The organism is Labedaea rhizosphaerae (assembly GCF_004362825.1).
GTDB lineage: Bacteria > Actinomycetota > Actinomycetes > Mycobacteriales > Pseudonocardiaceae > Labedaea > Labedaea rhizosphaerae.
On sequence record NZ_SNXZ01000013.1, the window covers coordinates 21,704 to 42,131 of the forward strand.

Consider the following 20,428-nt stretch of genomic DNA (forward strand, 5'->3'; position numbering starts at 1 on the left):
CCGGACATTAACGCCACGGCGCGAGATCCGGCAGTTCCCCGGTCAGCCCGGCCCCGTTGGTGCGCCCGGTCAGCCAGCCGACCGCCGCCCCGGCCGGACCGCTGACCTCACCGTCCCGGTCGGTCGCCATCAACTCGAACGTGCGCTGCCCGCCGTCGGCGAGCTCGACCCGCAGCGTGGTCACCGGACCACCGCCGACGGCGAGGTTCGGCCGCGCGGCCGCGCCGAGCAGCGGTTCGACCAGCGCCGGCGGCAGGTCGTCGAAGCCGATGCCGAGATCGAGGTCGACCATGTGCACGCAGACCTCGAACTGCCGCATCATCGGCACCATGGCCACGCTGATCTGGCCCAGCGCGTGGTGCCCGACGGACGCGCTCCACTCGGAGTCGCTCAGCGCACCGACGGCGAACTCGAAGCGCTGGCCGGCCGCGAGCAGGTCCTCCTTGATCACCTGCACGAGCCGTTGCGCGCCTTCCTCGATGTCGGCGTCGCGGTCGGCCTTGCTGGCGTACATCTGGTGTTCGATCCCGGTCCGCGCCCAGGTCAGCAGGTTCACCAGCGCGTCGGCGTTGCGGGCGAGGTGGCTCATGACGTGCGCTCTGGTCCAGCCGGGCAGCAGGCTGGGCGCCTTGCCGCTGTCCTCGTCGAGGCCGGCCACCGCGTCGGTGAGCAGTTCCGTGCCCATCCGCACGGCCTTCATGGCCACGGCGACCTGACCGCCGGGCGGCGTGCGCTGCGGCGGGATCTCGCTTTGGCGCTGCGTCGTACCCGGTGAAATGCTGGAACCAGCCATCAACTGAACCCTTCCCCGACGTGGTGGTCATGATGGTGGTGGGACGGCCCACCGAGGTGCTGCCCTCGTGCTGCCCACCAGCCAGCCTAGGCGCATCTCACTACCGGCCGAAACCTCCTGTCGGGGCGAGGCCGCCGGGGGAGCGGAACAGAATTGTCGGTGGGCGGTTCTACAGTGGGCGTGGGCTGGTCAGCGCGCTGCCGCGAACGGCCGTCCGACCCCAAGGACCTTGCAAGATCAGCACAGTGACATAGCAGACATCGCATCAAAGGAAGGGACCCTCGTGGCCGACCGCCTCGTCGTTCGCGGCGCCCGTGAGCACAACCTGCGTGGCGTCGACATCGAGCTGCCTCGCGAAAGCATGATCGTGTTCACCGGCCTCTCGGGCTCCGGCAAGTCCAGCCTTGCGTTCGACACGATCTTCGCCGAGGGCCAGCGCCGCTATGTCGAGTCGCTCTCCGCGTACGCGCGCCAATTCCTCGGGCAGATGGACAAGCCCGACGTCGACTTCATCGAGGGCCTTTCGCCGGCCGTGTCGATCGACCAGAAGTCGACCAGCCGCAACCCGCGCTCCACCGTCGGCACGATCACCGAGGTCTACGACTACCTGCGTCTGCTCTACGCGCGCGCGGGCAAGCCGCACTGCCCCACGTGCGGCGAGGCGATCAGCAAGCAGACGCCGCAGCAGATCGTCGACCAGGTCCTCGCCATGGAGGACGGCGTCCGCTTCCAGGTGCTCGCGCCGGTGGTGCGCGGGCGCAAGGGCGAGTACGTCGACCTGTTCTCGTCGCTGCAGTCGCAGGGTTATTCGCGCGCGATGGTCGACGGCGTGGTCCACTCGCTGACCGACCCGCCGACGCTGAAGAAGCAGGAGAAGCACGACATCGCGGTCGTGATCGACCGGCTCACCGTGAAGTCGTCGGCCAAGCAACGGCTCACCGACTCGGTGGAGACCGCGCTGCGCCTGGCCGACGGCCTGGTCGAGCTGGAGTTCGTCGACCTGCCCGAGAACGACCCGGGCCGGTTTCGCGGCTTCTCCGAGAACCTGGCCTGCCCCAACGGTCACCCGCTCGCCATCGAGGACCTCGAGCCCCGGTCGTTCTCGTTCAACTCGCCCTACGGCGCCTGCACGGTCTGCACCGGCCTCGGCATCCGCAAGGAAGTCGACCCCGAGCTGGTCGTTCCCGACGACGAGCTGTCGCTGGCCGACGGCGCGATCGCCCCGTGGGCCGGCGGGCAGACCGCGGAGTACTTCATCCGGTTGCTCAGCTCGCTGTCCGAGGCGGTCGGCTTCCGGATGGACACACCGTGGCGGCGGCTGCCGGCCAAGGCGCAGAAGGCCGTGCTGCACGGCGTCAACGACCAGATCCACGTCCGCTACAAGAACCGCTACGGGCGCGAACGGTCGTACTACGCCAACTTCGAGGGCGTGATCCCGTTCCTCGAGCGGCGCCACGAGCAGACCGACTCCGACTTCGCGCGGGACAAGTACGAGGGCTACATGCGCGAGGTGCCGTGCCCGGCCTGCCAGGGCACCCGCCTCAAGCCGGAGATCCTCGCGGTCACGCTCGCGCACAAGGACCAGGACGAGCGGTCGATCGCCGACGTGTCGGGGCTGTCCATCCGCGAGTGCTCGGAGTTCCTCGAGGGCCTGCGGCTCGGCAAGCGCGAGACGATGATCGCCGGTGCGGTGCTCAAGGAAATCCAGGCGCGCCTTCGGTTCCTGCTCGACGTGGGCCTGGACTACCTGTCGCTGGACCGGGCGTCGGCGACCCTGTCCGGCGGTGAGGCGCAGCGCATCCGCCTTGCGACGCAGATCGGGTCTGGGTTGGTCGGCGTCCTGTACGTGCTGGACGAGCCGTCGATCGGGCTGCACCAGCGCGACAACCACCGGCTGATCGAGACGCTGACCCGGCTGCGCGACCTGGGCAACACGCTGATCGTGGTCGAGCACGACGAGGACACCATCCGCGCGTCGGACTGGGTGGTCGACATCGGGCCGGGTGCGGGCGAGCACGGCGGCAAGGTCGTGCACAGCGGCCCGGTGAAGAAGCTGCTGACCAACAAGCAGTCCATGACCGGGCAGTACCTGTCGCGCAAGAAGCAGATCCCGGTGCCCGCCATCCGCCGGCCGGTCGACCGCAAGCGGCTGCTGACCGTCGTGGGCGCCCGCGAGCACAACCTGCGCGGCATCGACGTGGCGTTCCCGCTGGGCTGCCTGGTGTCGGTCACCGGCGTGTCCGGGTCGGGCAAGTCGACGCTGGTCAACGACATCCTGGCGACCGTGCTGGCCAACAAGCTGAACGGCGCGCGTCAGGTGCCGGGCCGGCACACCCGGGTCAACGGGCTGAGCAACGTCGACAAGCTGGTGCGGGTGGACCAGTCGCCGATCGGCCGCACCCCGCGGTCCAACCCGGCGACGTACACGGGCGTGTTCGACAACATCCGCAAGCTCTTCGCGTCGACCACCGAGGCGAAGGTGCGCGGCTACCAGCCGGGTCGCTTCTCGTTCAACGTCAAGGGCGGGCGCTGCGAGGCGTGCGCGGGCGACGGCACGATCAAGATCGAGATGAACTTCCTGCCGGACGTCTACGTGCCGTGCGAGGTCTGCAAGGGCGCCCGGTACAACCGGGAGACGCTGGAGGTCCACTACAAGGGCAAGACGATCTCCGAGGTCCTCGACATGCCGATCGAGGAGGCCGCCGAGTTCTTCGAGCCGATCAAGGCCATCCACCGCCACCTGGCGACGCTGGTGGACGTGGGTCTGGGTTACGTGCGGCTGGGCCAGCCGGCGCCGACGCTGTCCGGTGGTGAGGCGCAGCGCGTGAAGCTGGCGAGCGAGCTGCAGAAGCGCTCCACCGGCAAGACCGTGTACGTCCTCGACGAGCCCACCACCGGCCTGCACTTCGAGGACATCCGCAAGCTCCTGCTGGTGATCAACGGTCTGGTCGACAAGGGCAACACCGTGATCGTCATCGAGCACAACCTCGACGTGATCAAGACCTCGGACTGGATCATCGACATGGGCCCCGAGGGCGGCTCCGGCGGCGGCATCGTCATCGCCGAAGGCACCCCGGAAGACGTGGCCGAGTTCGACGAGAGCTACACCGGCCAGTTCCTCCGCCAGGTCCTGGACGAGGCGCCGGTGACGGCGACCGCCTGACGTCGACTCATGCGCCGGCCATGGCCACCCAGGCTGTGGCCGGCCCGCCTTGTTCACACGGTCGTGCACTGGCCTGCGTGACCGGGCGTTGGCGAGTGACCTACGCGCCGTCCGGCGCCGAGCCTGACGATTCGGTCCACAGTGGCCACACGGTGGGCCGGTTCTTCGTCGATTCCGTGACGTCACTGTGGATGATCCGCGTCGTGCGCAGTACCCCTGACGGTGGAGTCGCCGTCCGCGCGCCTGGGCGGTGAGCGTGCGGCGATGGTGCCGGCCGCTGGACGGCACTGCCTCCGTCGCACCCGGCGATGGCGGCGACCAGACGATCATGACCGGTCCATCCGCTCGGCAGGTTGGCCGAGTCGGGGATCCGTCACACCCGGGCGACGGCCACTCGCCGACTCCGTGGCGCCACAAGCAATCCAGCCCCCACCACCAGCATCGCCACGCTCAGCCACAGCGAGCCGGACCCGAAGAGCGCGTTCAACCCGCTGATGCTCGGGTCCAGCTGGATGGAATCCAGCACCACCCGCAGCCCCACGCCCACCGCCGTCACCATCGGCAGCAAGACGGGCAGCAACGTCGCATCCGCCACCCCGGCCCCGGCGGCCACCGCCGCGGTCACGGCCACGGCGGCCAGCGCGTAGACCACCCAGGCGCCGACCTCGCTGTCGATCCCGGCCACCGCGAGGTAGGCGATTACCGCGGCCTCCAAGATCACGCCCGCTAAAACCCCAGGCCGGGGCATCACTGCCCCGACCACCGCCATCACGACGAACGCCGGCACCGCGGCCGCCCACAAGGGCGTCGTCTCGGCGGTCCCGGCCAGGATCAGCACCAGCAACGGGACCGGTGCCGCCAGCACCAACCCGGCTCCCACCGCGGCCCGCAGCACCGCCATCCCGGCCAGCAAGCACGCTGCCACCGCGCCGGCCAGCACCAGCAGGCACACCACCATCCCGGCCACCGACTGGTACGTCGTCACCCCGGTGATCGCCACCGTGATCGTCGGCACCACGGGCAGCACCGCGGCCACCCAGGCCAGCACGACCGTCCGCGGCGGCAAGCCGGGCCCGGCGCTCGCCCGGCCGACCACCACCCCGGCCGCCATCACGAGCAGCGCGAGGACCAGCACCACGACCCGCGGTGAGCCCGTCGGCAGCCAGCCGACCAGCAGCGATCCCAGGTACCCCGACGCCGCGGCCATGCCCGCGACGGCGACGCCGGTGCGCCGGCTGCCCGAGCGCATCAGCTGGCTCGCCGCGCCGAGCACACCGACCAGCACCATCGCCGCGCCGCCGACCAGCAAGGCCACCCAACCGGAGTTCGCCACGAGGTCCGGCGTCCTGGCCGGCCGGTCCGGGGTCACCACCTCGACGTGAAGCCCTTGCTGCGCAACGGGGTGCACCAGGTACGCCAACGTCACCAGCAGGCCGCCGAACACGACGACCAAGGTCCACTGCCGCACCAGCAGCACCGCGAGCCCGGTGCCCACGGCGCCCGCGAGCCCGATCAGCAACTGGCTGCCGGCCACGCGCGGGTCGTCGAAGCCCACCAGCAGCACGAGGTTCACCGACTGCGGCGCGCCGACGAACGCGAGCACGACGATTCCGGCGACCGCGGCGGCGAGCACCGGTCCGGGAGCGGGCCGCGCGGTGGGGGAGGGAGCGGTCACCGCGCGCACGGTAAGGCAACGATCACCGCGCGCGCAGAGGTGTTGCCGGTCTGTAACCTGGCGAGCGTGCCGGTCAACGAGTACCGCTTCCGCAGCGTGTGGTCGATCGCCGCGGCCCCGGGCGCGGTGTTCGACGCGCTCGTCGACCTCGCCGGCTACCCGGCCTGGTGGCCGGACGTCCGCTCGGTGTCCGAAGTGGACGAGGACACGGCCGCGGTGGTGTGCCAGGCGGTGCTGCCCTACCGGCTGAGGCTGCACATGCGCCGGGTCGTGCAGGACGCGCCGAACGGCAGGCTTCGCGTCGACCTCACCGGTGACCTGGTCGGATACATCGGCGCCCTGGTCGACACCGACCAGGGCCGCACCCGGTTGAAGATCGCCCAGGAGGTCGTGGTGACCAGGCCGCTGCTGCGCCTGATGGGACCGGTCGCCCGCCCGCTGTTCGTCGCCAACCACGGTGCGATGATGTGGCGCGGCCAGCGTGGCCTGCGCAAACACCTGGCGGCCGCGGCCCGGCCGGCCCCGGAATAGCCGGCGATTCGGGCGCGTTCCACTCTCTGTTACCCTGTAACGCGCGACCAGCCCCCTGTTGCTGCGGGGGCGGCAAGTGGAGCCCCCGCTCCCACCCACGTCACCCCGGTGACCAGGGTTCCGGTCCCTCGGCAAAGCGCCCCGTGCGCGGCGCCGGGGCGTCGCGGCGCACGTTGCGCCGTCGACCGGTTTGGTGTGGGCCCCGTACGCCGGAAGGCGACGGGGCCGTAGTGCGTTACGGGGCTGGCACAGCCGCCGCCGCTTCGGCAGAGGTGGTGGCGTAGGCAGCACGTGCAGCAAACCTCGGATGGAGGAGGCCCCATCAGCACGGAGACACGCATCAACGACCGCATCCGCGTGCCTGAGGTCCGGCTTGTCGGACCGAATGGCGAGCAGGTCGGGATCGTCCGCATAGAGGACGCCCTCAGGCTTGCCGTGGAAGCGGACCTGGACCTCGTGGAGGTCGCCCCGCAGGCGCGCCCGCCGGTCTGCAAGCTCATGGACTACGGCAAGTTCAAGTACGAGAGCGACCAGAAGGCTCGCGAGTCGCGCCGCAACCAGCACCTGACCGTGATCAAGGAGCAGAAGCTCCGGCCGAAGATCGACCCGCACGACTACGAGACGAAGAAGGGGCACGTCAGCCGCTTCCTCAAGGCGGGCAACAAGGTCAAGGTCACCATCATGTTCCGTGGCCGCGAGCAGTCGCGCCCGGAGCTCGGCTTCCGGCTGTTGCAGCGACTGGCCGAGGACGTGACCGAGCTCGGTTACGTCGAGTCGTCGCCGAAGCAGGACGGCCGCAACATGATCATGGTGCTGGCACCGCACAAGCAAGTGAAGCCCACCAAGGGCAAGCCGGCCGGCGATGACGTGCCGGCCGAAGAAGAGTGACGGACGAGGACGAGATGCCGAAGAACAAGACCCACAAGGGCACCGCCAAGCGCGTCAGGGTCACCGGTAAGGGCAAGCTGCGCCGGCAGATGACCGGGCGCCGCCACCGCCTCGAGGTCAAGCCGAGCTCGCTGACCCGCCGGTTGGAGGGCACCACCGAGGTGGCCGCTCCCGACGTCAAGCGCTTGAAGCGCCTGCTGGGCCGCTGAGCCTCGCACTCAGTTTTCTCTGACCACACCGGGCGGTCCGCCGCCCGCTAGATCGACAGGACGGACCAGTGGCACGCGTCAAGCGGGCAGTCAACGCCCAGAAGAAGCGCCGCTCCACCCTCGAACTGGCCAGCGGCTACCGCGGTCAGCGCTCGCGGCTGTACCGCAAGGCCAAGGAGCAGATGCTCCACTCGCTCAACTACGCCTACCGGGACCGTCGCGCCCGCAAGGGTGACTTCCGCCAGCTGTGGATCACCCGCATCAACGCGGCCGCTCGCCAGAACGGCATCACGTACAACCGGTTCATCCAGGGCCTGCGTGTCGCGGGTGTCGAGGTGGACCGCAAGATCCTCGCTGAGCTCGCCGTGAGCGACCCGGCCGCGTTCACCGCGCTGGCCGAGGTGGCCAAGGCGAACGCCGACGCCCAGGGCGAATCGGCGCGCGGCGAGGCGGCTTCCTGAGCAAGCACACCCGACCCGGGGTCGATCCGTTCACCGAGCGGACGCCCCGGGTCGCTGCTGCCCGGCACCTGACGCGGCGTGCGGGCCGGGACAAGGCAGGCCGGTTTCTCGCCGAGGGCGCCCAGGCGGCGCGTGAGGCGTTGCGGTTCGGCCGGGTGCACGAGTTGTTCGTCACCGTGGCGGCCGCGGAACGGAACCCGGAACTCGTGGCCGACGCCGAGGACCGCGGTGTCCCGGTCTCGGTGATCACCGACAAGGCCGCCGCCGGGCTCTCCGAGACGGTGACGCCGCAGGGTGTTGTCGCCGTCTGCGACCTGCTCGACCAGCCGCTGGCCACCGCGCTGGACGGCACGCCCCGCTTGGTGGCCGTCCTGGTCGGCGTGACCGACCCCGGCAACGCGGGCACCGTGACCAGGGTCGCCGACGCCGCCGGGGCCGACGCCGTCCTCTTCGCCGGTGACACCGTCGACCCGCACAACGGCAAGGCCGTGCGCGCATCGACCGGCAGCCTGTTCCACCTTCCGATCGCACGAGACCGATCGGTCGAGGCGGTGCTGGACGCGTGCCGTGCGGCGGGGTTGCGACTAATCGCCGCCGATGGGTACGCGCCCGTCGATCTCGACGAGGCCGAGGACGAACTGGTCCGGCCGACCGCCTGGGTGTTCGGCTCGGAGGCGCACGGCTTGCCCGATGCCGTGCTGGCCGCGACCGACGCCGTCATGCGCGTTCCCTTGTACGGCAGGGCCGAGAGCCTGAACCTGGCGACGGCCGCCGCCGTGTGCCTCTACGCGAGCGCGCGGGTGCAACGCCGCCGGTAGCCGCCGGTGCACGAACGACCGCTGTGTCCCGCGGTGCCCGGTCTCCGCTACCGGCAACGCGGTGAAGGAGCGCTCTCCCTGATCGCCTAAGATCGGACTGCTCGCCCGGGCGTTCGGCGCTGGAGCGGGCTCCGACTGTCGTCTCGGACCCCGGGAGCTGTCCACCAACCATGTCCGGAGCCAACGACCCGTACGACCCGAAGCAGGTCGCCGCGCTCGCGCCGGAGACGTTGCAAGCCGCCGTCGACGCGGCGCGCGAGCAGTTCGCCGCCGCGAGCGACCTCGACGAGCTCGCAAAGGTCAAACCTTCGCACCTCGGCGACAAGGCACCACTGCTCGTCGCCCGGCGAGAGATTGGTGCGCTGCCACCCAAGGCGCGCTCCGACGCGGGCAAGCGGGTCAACGAAGCGCAGTCCCAGGTCAAGGCCGCCTTCGAGGAACGGCGCGGACAGCTGCAGGCCGAGCGTGACGAGCGCGTGCTGCGCGAGGAGTCCGTCGACGTCACCTTGCCGTGGAACCGCCGTCCGCGGGGCGCCCGCCACCCGTTGACCACGCTGTCCGAGCGGGTCGCCGACGTGTTCGTCGGCATGGGCTACGAGGTCGCCGAGGGTCCCGAGGTCGAGGCCGAGTGGTTCAACTACGACGCGTTGAACTTCAAGCCGGACCACCCCGCGCGCACGATGCAGGACACCTTCTACGTCGCGCCCGAGGACTCCGGGCTGGTGCTGCGCTCGCACACCTCGCCGGTGCAGATCCGCTCGCTGCTCGAGCGTGAGCTGCCGGTCTACGTCGTGTGCCCGGGTCGCACGTTCCGCACCGACGAGCTCGACGCCACCCACACCCCGGTGTTCTCGCAGGTCGAGGGCCTGGCCGTGGACAAGGGCATCACGATGGCCCACCTCAAGGGCACCCTCGACGCCTTCGCCCGCGCCATGTTCGGCGAGAAGGCCAAGGTCCGGCTGCGCCCGTCGTTCTTCCCGTTCACCGAGCCGTCCGCGGAGATGGACGTGTGGTTCGACGAGAAGAAGGGCGGTGGCGGCTGGATCGAGTGGGGCGGCTGCGGCATGGTCCACCCGAACGTGTTGCGTGCCTGCGGCGTCGACCCCGACGTGTACTCCGGCTTCGCCTTCGGCATGGGCCTCGAACGCACGCTGCAGTTCCGCAACGGGATCCCGGACATGCGGGACATGGTCGAAGGCGACGTCAGGTTCACGGTGCCGTTCGGAACGGAGGCAGAATGAGGGTCCCCGTCAGCTGGCTGACCGAGCACCTGGACTTCACCGGCGAGACCGCTCCGCTGAGCGCGCAGGAGTACGCCGACGCGTTCGTGCGCGTGGGTCTCGAGGTCGAGGAGATCACCGAGCTCGGTGACGTCACGGGTCCGCTCGTGGTCGGCCGGGTCATGGAGATCGAGGAGCTCACCGGCTTCAAGAAGCCGATCCGGTACTGCCTGGTCGAGGTCGAGAGCCCCGACTTCGTGGCCGACGACGACGCCGAGACCGAGCCGAAGCCCCGCACCCGCGGCATCGTCTGCGGCGCCACCAACTTCGTCGAGGGCGACCTCGTCGTGGTCGCCCTGCCCGGCGCCGTGCTGCCCGGCGGGTTCGAGATCGCGGCACGCAAGACCTACGGCCACGTCAGCGACGGCATGATCTGCTCGGCGCGCGAACTGGGCCTCGGCGAGGACCACGCCGGGATCATGGTCCTGCCCAGCGGTGAGGCCGACCCCGGCGACGACGCGATCGACCTGCTCGGCCTCACCGACACGGTGATCGAGCTGGCCATCACGCCCGACCGCGGTTACTGCTTCTCCGTGCGTGGCCTCGCCCGCGAGCTGGCCTGCGCGCTCGGCGTGCGGCTGGTCGACCCCGCCGCCATGGACGTGCCGGGTGCCGAAGGCGAAGTCATCGGCGTGCACGTCGAAGATGAGCAGGCGTGCCCGCGGTTCGTCGTGCGCCGCGTGATGGGCGTCGACCCGACCGCGCCGACGCCGTGGGCGATCCGGCGCAGGCTGATGCTCGCCGGGATCCGCTCGATCTCCCTCGCCGTCGACATCACCAACTACGTGATGCTCGAGATGGGCCAGCCCATGCACGCCTTCGACAGTGGCGCGCTCAAGGGCGACATCACGGTCCGCCGGGCCACCGCGGGGGAGACCCTGGTGACCCTGGACGACGTGGAGCGCAAGCTCGACCCCGACGACATCGTCGTGTGCGACGAGACCGGCCCGGTGTCCCTGGCCGGTGTGATGGGTGGCGCGAGCACCGAGGTGCGCGACGACTCCACCGACATCACGCTCGAGGCCGCGATCTGGGACCCGGCGTCGATCGCCCGCGCTGTGCGACGGCACAAGCTGCCCAGCGAAGCGTCGAAGCGGTTCGAGCGTTTCGTCGACCCGGCCCTGCCGCCCGCCGCGCTCGAGCGTGCCGCCCGGCTGTTGCGCGACCACGGCGACGGCCGTATCCACCCGGGCCGCACGGACGCCGGTCGTCCGCTGCTGCCCGGCCCGGTGTCCATGCCGATCAACCTGCCGGACAAGGTCGCCGGCGTGCAGTACGCGCGTGGCGTGACCGCGCAGCGGCTGCAGCAGGTCGGCTGCACCGTCGAGGTCGGCGCGGACGACGCAGGCATCCCGATCGTGACCGCGACCCCGCCGACCTGGCGCGCGGACCTCACCCAGCCCGCGGACCTGGTCGAGGAGGTGTTGCGGCTCGAGGGCTACGACACCATCCCGTCGGTGCTCCCCGCGGCGCCCGCTGGTCGTGGCCTCACCGCCGCGCAGCGCCGGCGCCGGACGGTGTCGCGGGCCCTGGCCGAGGCCGGTTACGTCGAGGTGATCCCGTTCCCGTTCGTGTCGCCGAAGACCTGGGACGACCTCGGCCTCGCCGAGGACGACGTGCGGCGCAAGACCGTCGGGTTGCTCAACCCGCTCGAGTCCGACCGCGACCAGATGACGACGACGTTGCTGCCCGGCTTGCTGGACACGCTGATCCGCAACGTGGCACGCGGCGCCCGCGACCTCGCGTTGTTCCACATCGGACAGGTCACCCTGCCCCGGGCGGAGCAGGTGCCGATGCCGTCGATCGGTGTCGCGCAGCGGCCGACCGACGAGGACGTGGCGGCGCTGCAGGCGGCGTTGCCGCAGCAGCCCCAGCACGTGGCCGTGGTCCTCGCCGGACACCGTGAGCCCGCCGGCTGGTGGGGCAAGGGCGAACCGGTGTCCTGGGCCGACGCGATCGAGGCGGCCCGCCAGGTCGGCGCCGCGGCCGGCGTTCCGCTGCGCGTGGTCGCCGCCGATCTCGCGCCGTGGCACCCCGGCCGGTGCGCGCAGCTGCGGGTCGGCGACTGGCCTATCGGGCACGCGGGCGAGTTGCACCCCAAGGTGATCGAGGCGCTGGGCCTGCCGAAGCGCACCTGCGCGATGGAGCTGGACCTCGACAAGCTGCCACTGCTGGAGCACCGGCCGGCGCCGCGCGTGTCGCCGTACCCGCCGGTGCTGCTGGACATGGCGATCGTCGTGGACGCGAGCACCCCCGTGGCCGAGGTGACCGAGACACTGCGTTCCGGTGGCGGCGAGCTGCTCGAGGACCTGCAGCTCTTCGACGTGTACACGGGTGACCAGGTGCCGGAGGGCAAGCGTTCACTGGCGTACTCGTTGCGGCTGCGTGCGGCCGACCGGACGCTCACCGTCGAAGAGGCGACCGAGGCCAAGGACGCGGCGCTGGCCGCGGTGGCCGAACGCTACGAGGCGACCCTGCGCTGAGCCTTCGGGCTAGAGGTGTTTCGTCGCTTCCCGCACCGACAACGGCGACAGGTCGGGGTGGGAGGCGACGAAGGCGCGGACCCAGTCCGGGTCGATGCGGGCGTGCTGGCGCAGGGCCCAGCCGATGGCCTTGCGGATGAAGAAGTCCTTGTCACCGATGCCCGCCTCCAGGCACTCGGCCAGCAGTGGGACGTCGGTGCGTTCCTTGGCGGCGAGCTGGCAGATGATCGACGTACGACGACGCCAGAGGTCGGGATCACGGGACCACGCACGCATCACCGGCGCGATCTCCTCGGGGAAGGCCAGCAGCAGCGGCCCGATCCGGCGGGACGCGATCTCGTCGACGTGGTCCCACCACGCACCGGTCACGATCATGTGCTCGTAGAGCGGCACCAGGTCCGGGCGCTGCCAGTCGCGGTAGGCGCGGTAGGCGCGGTAGCCGGTCAGGTCGACGGCCAGGTAGCGCTCCTCGCGGAATTCGGCCTCGTCCCAGAGCATCCGCGCGGTCGCGACCAGCGCTTGCGGTGAGGGCAGCGGGAAGTCCGCGAACACGTTGCGCGCGATGACCGCGCGCTCCGGCTTGGCCACACCGCGGAATGGCATGTCCGAACGCATGTAGCGCTGCATGTCCGGCGCCTTCGCCGGATCGGCCGCTTCGGCGAGGCTGCTCCGAGCGGCGGCGATCAACGCTCGGTCGCCGCAGGCGTCATCCTCCACCGCGACTCTCCGTCTGTGTTCGTCGTGCCGGATGGTCCATCCGGGACCGACCTTAGGGCACCGAGGTTCGCTCGATGGTGCCATTTTCTTTCGTCGCAAGGACTAGCAGAGTCGGTGGGGCCGAGCTACGAAGGGGACGACGTGAAGAAGCTGGTGTCCGCGGCCGTCGCGACGATCATGACGGTCGCCGTGCTGGCGGCCCCGTCGGCGGCGGCCGCACCCGCACCCGTCCGGTCGGCCATCCAGTGGGGGCCGTGCGCCTCGCGGACGCTGACGCAGGCGGGCGCCCAGTGCGCGATGGTGTCCGTGCCGCTGGACTACCGCCACCCCGACGGCGCACGGATCAAGCTCGCCGTGTCCCGGGTGAAGCACACGGTGCCGGACTCGAAATACCAGGGCGTCATGCTGGTCAATCCCGGCGGCCCGGGCTCACCCGGGCTGGAGCTGTCGGTGCTCGGCCAGTACGTGCCGAATGGCGCCGGCGCAGCGTACGACTGGATCGGCTTCGACCCGCGTGGCGTCGGCTCCAGCGTGCCCGCGTTGACCTGCGATCCCGACTACTTCGGCTTCGACCGGCCGTACTACGTGCCGATCGGCCCTCGGCTCGAGTGGACCTGGCGGACCCGCGCGGCAGGCTACGCGCACGACTGCAAGCGCAACGGCGAACTCCTGCACCACATGCGGACCACGGATTCGGTGCAGGACATGGAATCCCTGCGCACCCTGCTGGGCGCGAACCAGCTCAGCTACTACGGGTTCTCTTACGGCACCTACCTCGGCCAGGTCTACGCGACCCTGCACCCCGACCGGGTGCACCGCATGGTGCTCGACGGCAACGTCGACCCGAAGGACGTCTGGTACCAGGCGAACCTCAACCAGGACCCGGCCATGGAACGCAACATCGAGATCTACTTCGACTGGATCGCCAAGCATGACGCCGTCTACCACCTCGGCACCCGCGGCTGGCAGGTCGAGCACCGGTTCTACGCGACGCAGGAGAAGCTGATCCACCACCCGGCAGGCGGCCTGGTGGGGCCGGACGAGCTGACCGAGGTGTTCGTCGCCGCGGCGTACTACGTCTTCGGCTGGGAAGACATCGCCGAAGCGTTCTCCGCCTATGTGAACCACGGCGACTGGAAGCCGTTGCGGGACTTGTACGCCGGGGTGAACCCGCAAGGCGAGGACAACTCCTACGCCGTCTACAGCGCCACGCAGTGCTCGGACGCGCCGTGGCCGACCAACTGGCACCGATGGCGGCTGGACAACTGGTGGACCTTCTTCCACGCGCCGTTCGAGACGTGGGGCAACGCCTGGTACAACGCCCCGTGCGCCTCCTGGCCTGTGCGGCCGGGAGAACCGGTGCGGGTCGACGGCAGCAAGGCGCCCGGCATCCTGTTGATCAGCGAGACGTTCGACGCGGCGACCCCGTTCGCGGGCAGCCTCGAAGTGCGCACCCTGTTCCCGAAGTCGACCCTGGTCGAAGGCGTCGACGGCACCACCCACGCCGGCTCGTTGTTCGGCGACGCCTGCGTGGACAACGCGATCGCCGACTACCTGGCCACCGGAGCGCAGCCGGATCGCCAGCGGGGCCGCGGTTCGGACAAGAAGTGCGCGCCGCTGCGGCAACCGGATCCGACCGCGCTCACTCCGAGGTCGGCGAACGGCACCCCGGTGATGAGCCCGCAACTGCGCAAGCAGCTGTTCGGCATGGGCGGACACCCGTGAGGTCGAGGGATACCGCTGCCGGTCAGTGCCCGCAGTGGCCGTCGGCCGGCTGCTCGCGGTAGAGCCGAAGCGCGCCGTCCACCAGGGTGACGGTGGGCAGCGCGCCGATCTCCGCCAGTGGGAACCACTGGGCCGTGTCGGTGCTGCCGCCCACCTCGTCACGCAGCTCGCCGCCGGTGATCCGTCCCGTGTAGACGATCCGGATACCGTGCCACAGCACCGAATTGCCATCTGAACGGTTGCGTTCCTGCACGGTGCTGTCCACACCGAGCAGCCGATCGATCACCACGGTGTGCCCGGTTTCCTCGTGGAACTCGCGGATAGCCGTGTCGTAGGGATCCTCGCCCGGGTCGACGCCACCGCCCGGCAACGTCCATTCGGCCAGGCCGCTGTTGTTGATCAGCCGCACGAGCAACACGCGTTCGTCCTCGACGCAGACCACATAGGCACCGATGCGGTGCGTCCAAGTCGTCATTCGGCGATCCGGACGTGGACGTGCATGTCGTGCCATCCGTCGGGGTGCAGCACGGAGCTCCGTTCCGTTGACTCCAAGGGGAAACCGGCCTTCTCCGCGACCCGGCACGACGCCACGTTGGCCACCGAGTGCACGATCGTCAGGCGGTGCAGGCCGAGCGCCAGCGCCCACTCGGTCACCGCTGTCACGGCACGCGCGGCGACATTGCGGCCACGCCCGGCTTTCGTCACCCAGTAAGCGAATTCGCCGCTGCCCTCGAAAAGCCCGATCGTGCGCAACCCCGCCCGGCCGACCACCTCGCCATCGGCTTCCACGGCCCAGAGTGCGCCACGCTCGTCCAACCAGCGCAGGTGGGCGTCCTCGATCCAGACGGCGACCTCGGTCTCGTCCACGGTGCGCGCATGCCATTGCTGGATGTCGGGATCGCGGTAGGCGGCGACCACGGCGGGGGCGTCCTCGGGCTGCCACGGGCGCAGCGTCAGTTCGTCGACGTGCAAGGTGGGCTGGCCGCCCATGCGGCGCAGGGTTCCGGCGGGGACCACTGGTTCGATCAATGAGGGCACGACCTCAGTCTGACGTGATCGCCTCGATCCTGTCCGCTGTTTTGCCGCACAACGCGGCGATGGCGGGCAGCGGGTCGGTGAAGCCGGCCACCACGCGCAGCCGGTGGACCAGCCGTTGCCGTGCGGTTTCCGGTCCCCAGGACCAGTCCTCGGTGAGCAACCGCGCGAACTGGTCGCGCTGGCCCCGCAGCCGGCGTTGCACCAGCATGTCGCCGCGGATCAGCCAGCCGACGCAGTGCTCGCGCAAGGTGTCCGTGCGAATCCCGCGAACGCCGAGGTACGCCGCCTCCGCCTCGGCGATCTCGGTCTCGGTCAGCCGGTACGGCACGCCGCACGTCGGGAACCCGATGCGCAGGTAGGCCAGCTCGGCCAGCCCGCAACCGGCGCCGGCCTGCTCGAAGTCGACGAACCGCACCCCGGCCGCGCCGACCAGCACGTTGCCCAGGCACGGGTCGCCGTGCACCAGGTTCTCCGCGGGTTCGGCGGCCAGCACGTCCAGCACCTGGCCGAACTCCGCCTCGGCCGCCCGGTCTGCGGGTGCGCCGAGCGTGTGGCACAGGCGCAGGAACGCGTCGAGGTCCGTGGCCGACGGCCCGGTCACGCCGGGCAGCCCGGCCGGTGGCACGGCGTGCAGCCGGGCGAGCGCCTCCGCCCACTCCGGCCAGGGTGGCATGCCGTCGGTGACGTCGACGTACTCCATGATCAGCAGGTTGCGCTGGCTGTCCGCCTTGAGCACCGCGGGCACGAGGTCCCGTCCCGCCGCCGCGGTGAGCGCGGTCAGCTCCCGCCGGAAGCGCGCCCCGGCATGGGCGCCGATCAGTTGCTTGGCCACGGCGCGCGTGCCGTGGAAGCGGATCCGGCGCACCCGTGATCCGGGGCTCGAGTAGAGCCGCCTGCGGGGGAACGGGAGCGAGACCATGGGCTCATTGTCGGTGCCCGTCCCTACCATCGGCGAACCGATTCCCGCAGGAAGGAGACGTTGTGACCACGTCATGGGCGGCGTTCGCCGAGGCGGCCCCGCGAATTGCCGAGGTGTTCGCACGCAGGCACGCGGCGGCGCACAACCTCTGCATGCTGGGAACGCTGCGTGCGGACGGATACCCGAGGATCAGCCCGATGGAGCCGCGCCTGTTCGAGGACCGGCTCTGCCTGGTGGGCATGCCGGGCACCCGGAAGTTCCGCGACCTCGCCCGCGATCCGCGGTTCAGCCTGCACACCGCGACGGTCGATCCCCAGGTCACGGAGGGCGACGCGAAACTCTGGGGCGTGGTGGCGGACCTGCGGGACGAGGAGTTCCACCAGCGGTTCGCCCAGCGGGTGTTCGAGGAGATCGGCCTCGACCTGCGTGGCCGGAAGTTCTCCGAGTTCTACGTGGCGGACATCCGTGGAGCTTCGTCCGTGCGGGTCGTCGACGGAGTGGAGGTCACCTCCTGGCGCGACGGCGAGGCCGAGCGTGTCGTGCGCAAGTGAGGTCGAGCACGTCGGTTGAGTGATCTTGCATGACCATGCATAATCATTCGCATGACGATCCGGGTCGCCGTAGCGGGCGCCAGTGGCTATGCCGGGGGTGAACTCCTCCGGCTGCTGCTCGCGCACCCCGAGGTCGAGATCGGCACGCTGACCGCGGCGAGCAACGCCGGTACGCCGCTCGCGCAGCACCAACCCCACCTGCTCCCGCTGGCCGACCGCGTCCTCGCCGACACCACCGCCGAGGCCCTGGCCGGACACGACGTCGTCTTCCTCGCCCTGCCGCACGGCAAGTCCGCCGCCCTCGCCGCAGAGCTGAACAAGGATGGGCTGGGCGGCGACGTGCTGGTCGTCGACTGCGGCGCCGACCACCGGCTCACCGACGCGGCCGCCTGGGACCGCTGGTACGGCGGCGAACACGCCGGCCACTGGCCTTACGGCCTGCCTGAACTTCCTGGTGCCCGCGCCGCGCTTGCGGGCACCAGGCGGATCGCCGTCCCCGGCTGCTACCCGACGGCCGCCTCGTTGGCGCTGGCGCCGGCGCTCGCCGCCGGGCTGGTCGCGCCCGACGTCGTGGTGGTCGCGGTCAGCGGGACCTCCGGTGCGGGCAAGAGCCTCAAGCCGCACCTGCTCGGGTCCGAGGTGATGGGCTCGGCCAGCGCGTACGGCGTCGGCGGCGTGCACCGGCACACCCCCGAGATCACGCAGAACCTGAGCGCCGTCGCGGGAACCCCGGTCACCGTGTCGTTCACCCCGGTGCTCGCGCCCATGCCACGGGGCATCCTGGCCACCTGCTCGGCGCCGCTGGTGTCCGATGTGGACGCCCGCGAGGTCTACCTCAAGGCCTACACCGACGAACCGTTCGTGCACGTGCTGCCCGAGGGGACCTGGCCGGCCACCGCCGCGACACTGGGCAGCAACGCCGTGCACCTGCAGGTCGCGACCGACCACGACGCCGGCCGGCTGGTCGTCGTCGCCGCCGTGGACAACCTGACCAAGGGCACCGCGGGCGCGGCGGTGCAGTCGATGAACATCGCACTGGGACTGCCGGAGACCACCGGCCTGAGCACCGTGGGAGTCGCCCCGTGAACCGGTCTGCCGGTGTCACCGCCCCTGCCGGATTCCGCGCCGCGGGCCTGGCCGCGGGCATCAAGCCGACCGGCACGCCGGACATGACGCTGCTCGTGAACGACGGCCCGTCGACCGTCGCGGCCGGGGTGTTCACCCGCAACAAGGTGAAGGCCGCGCCGGTGCTGTGGTCGCAGCAGGTGCTGACCGAGCAGTCGCTGCGCGCGGTGGTGCTGAACTCGGGTGGCGCCAACGCCTGCACCGGTCCCGAAGGCTTCCAGGACACGCACGCCACCGCTGAGCGCGTCGCCGAGCGGCTCGGCATCGGCGCCATCGAGGTCGCCGTCTGCTCGACCGGTCTCATCGGCGAGCGCCTGCCGATGCCCAAGGTGTTGTCCGGTGTGGACAGTCTGGCCACGATGCTTGACAGCGGTTCCGAGGCCGACCTGGCCGCGGCCACCGCGGTCATGACCACCGACTCCGTGCCCAAGCAGGTCGCCAAGACCACGTCGACCTGGACGATCGGCGGCTTCGCCAAGGGCGCCGGGATGTGCGCGCCCAACATGGCCACGATGCTCGCCGTCGTCACCACCGACGCGGCCCTCTCCAAGGCCGATGCCGACGCGGCCCTGCGCAAGGCCGTCGACCAGACGTTCAACCGGTTCGACGTCGACGGTGGCACCTCCACCAACGACACCGTCCTTCTCCTGTGCTCCGGCATGCACGAGGCCGACGCGGGCGAGTTCACCGCCGCCCTCACCGAGGTCTGCGCCGATCTGGTCGCTCAGCTCCAGGCCGACGCCGAAGGCGTGACCAAGCACATCAGCATCACCGTGCGCGGCGCGGCAACCGAGGCCGAAGCGCTGGCCACCGCCCGGACGGTCGCCGACGACAACCTCTGCAAGACCGCCTTCTTCGCCAGCGACCCGAACTGGGGCCGGATCGCCATGGCCGTCGGCAACGCGCCCACCGAGTTCGACCAGCAGCGGCTGGACATCACGCTCAACGGCGTGACCGTCTGCCGCGCGGGCGGTCGTGGCGAGGACCGTGAGAAGGCTGATCTGTCGGGCACCGACATCGTCGTCGAGATCGACCTGCACGCGGGCGACGCCGAGGGCACGATCCTGACCACCGACCTCTCGCACGCCTACGTCGAAGAGAACAGCGCGTACTCGTCATGACCATCGTGACGAGCATGGAGCTCGCGGCGACGAAGGCCGCCGTGCTGATCGAGGCATTGCCCTGGCTGCAACGCTTCCACGGCGCCACCGTGGTGGTGAAGTACGGCGGCAACGCCATGGTCGACGACGAGCTCAAGCGCGCCTTCGCCCAGGACATGGTGTTCCTGCGGCTCGCGGGTGTGCACCCGGTGGTGGTGCACGGCGGTGGCCCGCAGATCAGTTCGATGCTCGACCGGCTCGGCATCCCCGGCGAGTTCAAGGCCGGCCTCCGGGTCACCGACGCCGAGACCATGGACGTGGTGCGGATGGTGCTCACCGGCCAGGTCAGCCGCGAACTGGTCGGCCTGATCAACGCGCACGGTCCCTATGCGGTCGGCATCTCCGGCGAGGACGCCCACCTGTTCACCGCCCGCCGTCGCGGCGCCGTGGTCGACGGTCAGGAGGTGGACCTCGGCCAGGTCGGTGACATCGCCGCCGTCAACCCGGACGCGGTGCTGGACATCGTGCGCGCTGGTCGCATCCCCGTCGTGTCCACTGTGGCCGCCGACCCGGACGGCGTGACGCACAACGTCAACGCCGACACGGCGGCCGGTGCGCTCGCCGTGGCCCTCGACGCCGAGAAGCTGGTCGTGCTGACCGACGTCGAAGGCCTGTACGCGGACTGGCCGGACCGGACCTCGCTGCTCAACCAGGTGACCGCGGATCACCTCGAGAAGCTGTTGCCAGGCCTCGCCAGCGGGATGATCCCGAAGATGGAGGCCTGCCTGCGGGCCGTTCGCGGCGGTGTCCGGCGTGCGCACGTCATCGACGGCAGGCTGGCCCATTCCGTGTTGCTCGAAGTGTTCACGTCCAGCGGCGTGGGCACCATGGTCGTGCCGGAGGAGGAATCGTGATCGAGTCCAATCAGGACGGCAAGCGGCGCTGGGAAGCG

The 20,428-nt window shown here is 70.5% G+C and carries 19 protein-coding genes; 13 read left to right on the plus strand and 6 right to left on the minus strand.

The window, feature by feature from the left end; genetic code table 11:
• Window positions 1-7 precede the first annotated feature (7 nt).
• Window positions 8-793 carry a maleylpyruvate isomerase family mycothiol-dependent enzyme gene (locus EV186_RS37765; RefSeq protein WP_133854362.1) on the minus strand — a complete coding sequence of 262 codons (786 nt, stop codon included), beginning with the start codon at window positions 791-793 and terminating at the stop codon, window positions 8-10.
• Window positions 794-1,076: 283 nt separating this feature from the next.
• Between EV186_RS37765 and uvrA the strand changes: the two genes are divergently transcribed.
• Window positions 1,077-3,956, plus strand: coding sequence for an excinuclease ABC subunit UvrA (gene uvrA / locus EV186_RS37770; RefSeq protein ID WP_133854363.1), 2,880 nt, complete (start codon window positions 1,077-1,079; stop codon window positions 3,954-3,956).
• 373 nt (window positions 3,957-4,329) lie between these two features.
• On the opposite strand, the gene EV186_RS37775 is transcribed toward uvrA, so the two are convergent.
• Window positions 4,330-5,631 carry a hypothetical protein gene (locus EV186_RS37775; protein ID WP_133854364.1) on the minus strand — a complete coding sequence of 434 codons (1,302 nt, stop codon included), beginning with the start codon at window positions 5,629-5,631 and terminating at the stop codon, window positions 4,330-4,332.
• A 66-nt stretch (window positions 5,632-5,697) separates the two neighbouring features.
• Between EV186_RS37775 and EV186_RS37780 the strand changes: the two genes are divergently transcribed.
• From EV186_RS37780 to pheT, 7 genes are all read left to right on the plus strand, one after another.
• Complete coding sequence (locus EV186_RS37780; RefSeq protein ID WP_133854365.1) at window positions 5,698-6,162, plus strand: SRPBCC family protein; 465 nt, start codon at window positions 5,698-5,700, stop codon at window positions 6,160-6,162.
• Window positions 6,163-6,453: 291 nt separating this feature from the next.
• Window positions 6,454-7,050, plus strand: coding sequence for a translation initiation factor IF-3 (gene infC, locus EV186_RS37785; RefSeq protein WP_166659527.1), 597 nt, complete (start codon window positions 6,454-6,456; stop codon window positions 7,048-7,050).
• A 14-nt stretch (window positions 7,051-7,064) separates the two neighbouring features.
• Window positions 7,065-7,259, plus strand: a complete 195-nt coding sequence (rpmI, locus tag EV186_RS37790) for a 50S ribosomal protein L35 (protein WP_133854367.1) — start codon at window positions 7,065-7,067, stop codon at window positions 7,257-7,259.
• Between the two features lie 68 nt (window positions 7,260-7,327).
• A complete protein-coding gene (rplT, locus tag EV186_RS37795; RefSeq protein ID WP_133854368.1) occupies window positions 7,328-7,720 on the plus strand; it encodes a 50S ribosomal protein L20 in 393 nt (130 codons plus the stop codon).
• Window positions 7,717-8,538: a TrmH family RNA methyltransferase gene (locus tag EV186_RS37800; RefSeq protein ID WP_133854369.1), complete on the plus strand. Its 822-nt coding sequence runs from the start codon at window positions 7,717-7,719 to the stop codon at window positions 8,536-8,538. The genes rplT and EV186_RS37800 overlap by 4 nt, the downstream gene beginning before the upstream one ends.
• A 170-nt stretch (window positions 8,539-8,708) precedes the next feature.
• Window positions 8,709-9,779, plus strand: a complete 1,071-nt coding sequence (pheS, locus tag EV186_RS37805) for a phenylalanine--tRNA ligase subunit alpha (RefSeq protein ID WP_133854370.1) — start codon at window positions 8,709-8,711, stop codon at window positions 9,777-9,779.
• Complete coding sequence (gene pheT, locus EV186_RS37810) at window positions 9,776-12,301, plus strand: phenylalanine--tRNA ligase subunit beta (RefSeq protein ID WP_133854371.1); 2,526 nt, start codon at window positions 9,776-9,778, stop codon at window positions 12,299-12,301. Before pheS ends, pheT begins: the two co-directional genes overlap by 4 nt.
• Window positions 12,302-12,310: 9 nt before the next feature.
• Here pheT and EV186_RS37815 read toward each other — a convergent pair whose 3' ends face one another.
• On the minus strand, window positions 12,311-13,018 hold the full coding sequence (locus EV186_RS37815) for a DNA alkylation repair protein (RefSeq protein ID WP_243754534.1): 708 nt from the start codon (window positions 13,016-13,018) through the stop codon (window positions 12,311-12,313).
• 141 nt (window positions 13,019-13,159) lie between these two features.
• Here EV186_RS37815 and EV186_RS37820 point away from each other — a divergent pair, with 141 nt between their 5' ends.
• Complete coding sequence (locus EV186_RS37820) at window positions 13,160-14,743, plus strand: alpha/beta hydrolase (RefSeq protein ID WP_166659528.1); 1,584 nt, start codon at window positions 13,160-13,162, stop codon at window positions 14,741-14,743.
• 22 nt (window positions 14,744-14,765) lie between these two features.
• Here EV186_RS37820 and EV186_RS37825 read toward each other — a convergent pair whose 3' ends face one another.
• Genes EV186_RS37825 through EV186_RS37835 form a run of 3 tightly spaced genes read right to left on the minus strand, consistent with a single transcriptional unit; the run spans window position 14,766 to window position 16,700 of the window.
• Window positions 14,766-15,218, minus strand: a complete 453-nt coding sequence (locus EV186_RS37825) for an NUDIX hydrolase (RefSeq protein ID WP_133854373.1) — start codon at window positions 15,216-15,218, stop codon at window positions 14,766-14,768.
• Window positions 15,215-15,781 carry a GNAT family N-acetyltransferase gene (locus EV186_RS37830; protein ID WP_133854374.1) on the minus strand — a complete coding sequence of 189 codons (567 nt, stop codon included), beginning with the start codon at window positions 15,779-15,781 and terminating at the stop codon, window positions 15,215-15,217. Before EV186_RS37830 ends, EV186_RS37825 begins: the two co-directional genes overlap by 4 nt.
• Before the next feature lie 4 nt (window positions 15,782-15,785).
• Window positions 15,786-16,700: a phosphotransferase gene (locus EV186_RS37835; RefSeq protein ID WP_166659529.1), complete on the minus strand. Its 915-nt coding sequence runs from the start codon at window positions 16,698-16,700 to the stop codon at window positions 15,786-15,788.
• 62 nt (window positions 16,701-16,762) lie between these two features.
• On the opposite strand from EV186_RS37835, the gene EV186_RS37840 reads away from it, so the two are divergent.
• From EV186_RS37840 to argB, 4 genes are read left to right on the plus strand one after another with little or no spacing between them, the layout of a single operon-like run.
• Window positions 16,763-17,251 (plus strand): pyridoxamine 5'-phosphate oxidase family protein, encoded by a 489-nt coding sequence (locus EV186_RS37840; RefSeq protein ID WP_243754535.1) that lies wholly within the window; start codon window positions 16,763-16,765, stop codon window positions 17,249-17,251.
• A gap of 51 nt (window positions 17,252-17,302) precedes the next feature.
• On the plus strand, window positions 17,303-18,337 hold the full coding sequence (argC, locus tag EV186_RS37845; protein WP_133854376.1) for an N-acetyl-gamma-glutamyl-phosphate reductase: 1,035 nt from the start codon (window positions 17,303-17,305) through the stop codon (window positions 18,335-18,337).
• On the plus strand, window positions 18,334-19,497 hold the full coding sequence (argJ, locus tag EV186_RS37850) for a bifunctional glutamate N-acetyltransferase/amino-acid acetyltransferase ArgJ (RefSeq protein ID WP_133854377.1): 1,164 nt from the start codon (window positions 18,334-18,336) through the stop codon (window positions 19,495-19,497). The genes argC and argJ overlap by 4 nt, the downstream gene beginning before the upstream one ends.
• Window positions 19,494-20,390, plus strand: coding sequence for an acetylglutamate kinase (argB, locus tag EV186_RS37855; protein WP_133854378.1), 897 nt, complete (start codon window positions 19,494-19,496; stop codon window positions 20,388-20,390). Before argJ ends, argB begins: the two co-directional genes overlap by 4 nt.
• Window positions 20,391-20,428: the final 38 nt, after the last annotated feature.

Excerpts from the sequence above, each read along its gene's own strand:
- EV186_RS37765 (WP_133854362.1), bottom strand. The coding sequence starts at position 793 with ATGGCTGGTTCCAGCATTTCACCGGGTACGACGCAGCGCCAAAGCGAG.
- rpmI (WP_133854367.1), top strand. The coding sequence starts at position 7,065 with ATGCCGAAGAACAAGACCCACAAGGGCACCGCCAAGCGCGTCAGGGTC.
- pheS (WP_133854370.1), top strand. The coding sequence starts at position 8,709 with ATGTCCGGAGCCAACGACCCGTACGACCCGAAGCAGGTCGCCGCGCTC.
- pheT (WP_133854371.1), top strand. The coding sequence starts at position 9,776 with ATGAGGGTCCCCGTCAGCTGGCTGACCGAGCACCTGGACTTCACCGGC.
- EV186_RS37825 (WP_133854373.1), bottom strand. The coding sequence starts at position 15,218 with ATGACGACTTGGACGCACCGCATCGGTGCCTATGTGGTCTGCGTCGAG.
- EV186_RS37835 (WP_166659529.1), bottom strand. The coding sequence starts at position 16,700 with ATGGTCTCGCTCCCGTTCCCCCGCAGGCGGCTCTACTCGAGCCCCGGA.
- argC (WP_133854376.1), top strand. The coding sequence starts at position 17,303 with ATGACGATCCGGGTCGCCGTAGCGGGCGCCAGTGGCTATGCCGGGGGT.
- argB (WP_133854378.1), top strand. The coding sequence starts at position 19,494 with ATGACCATCGTGACGAGCATGGAGCTCGCGGCGACGAAGGCCGCCGTG.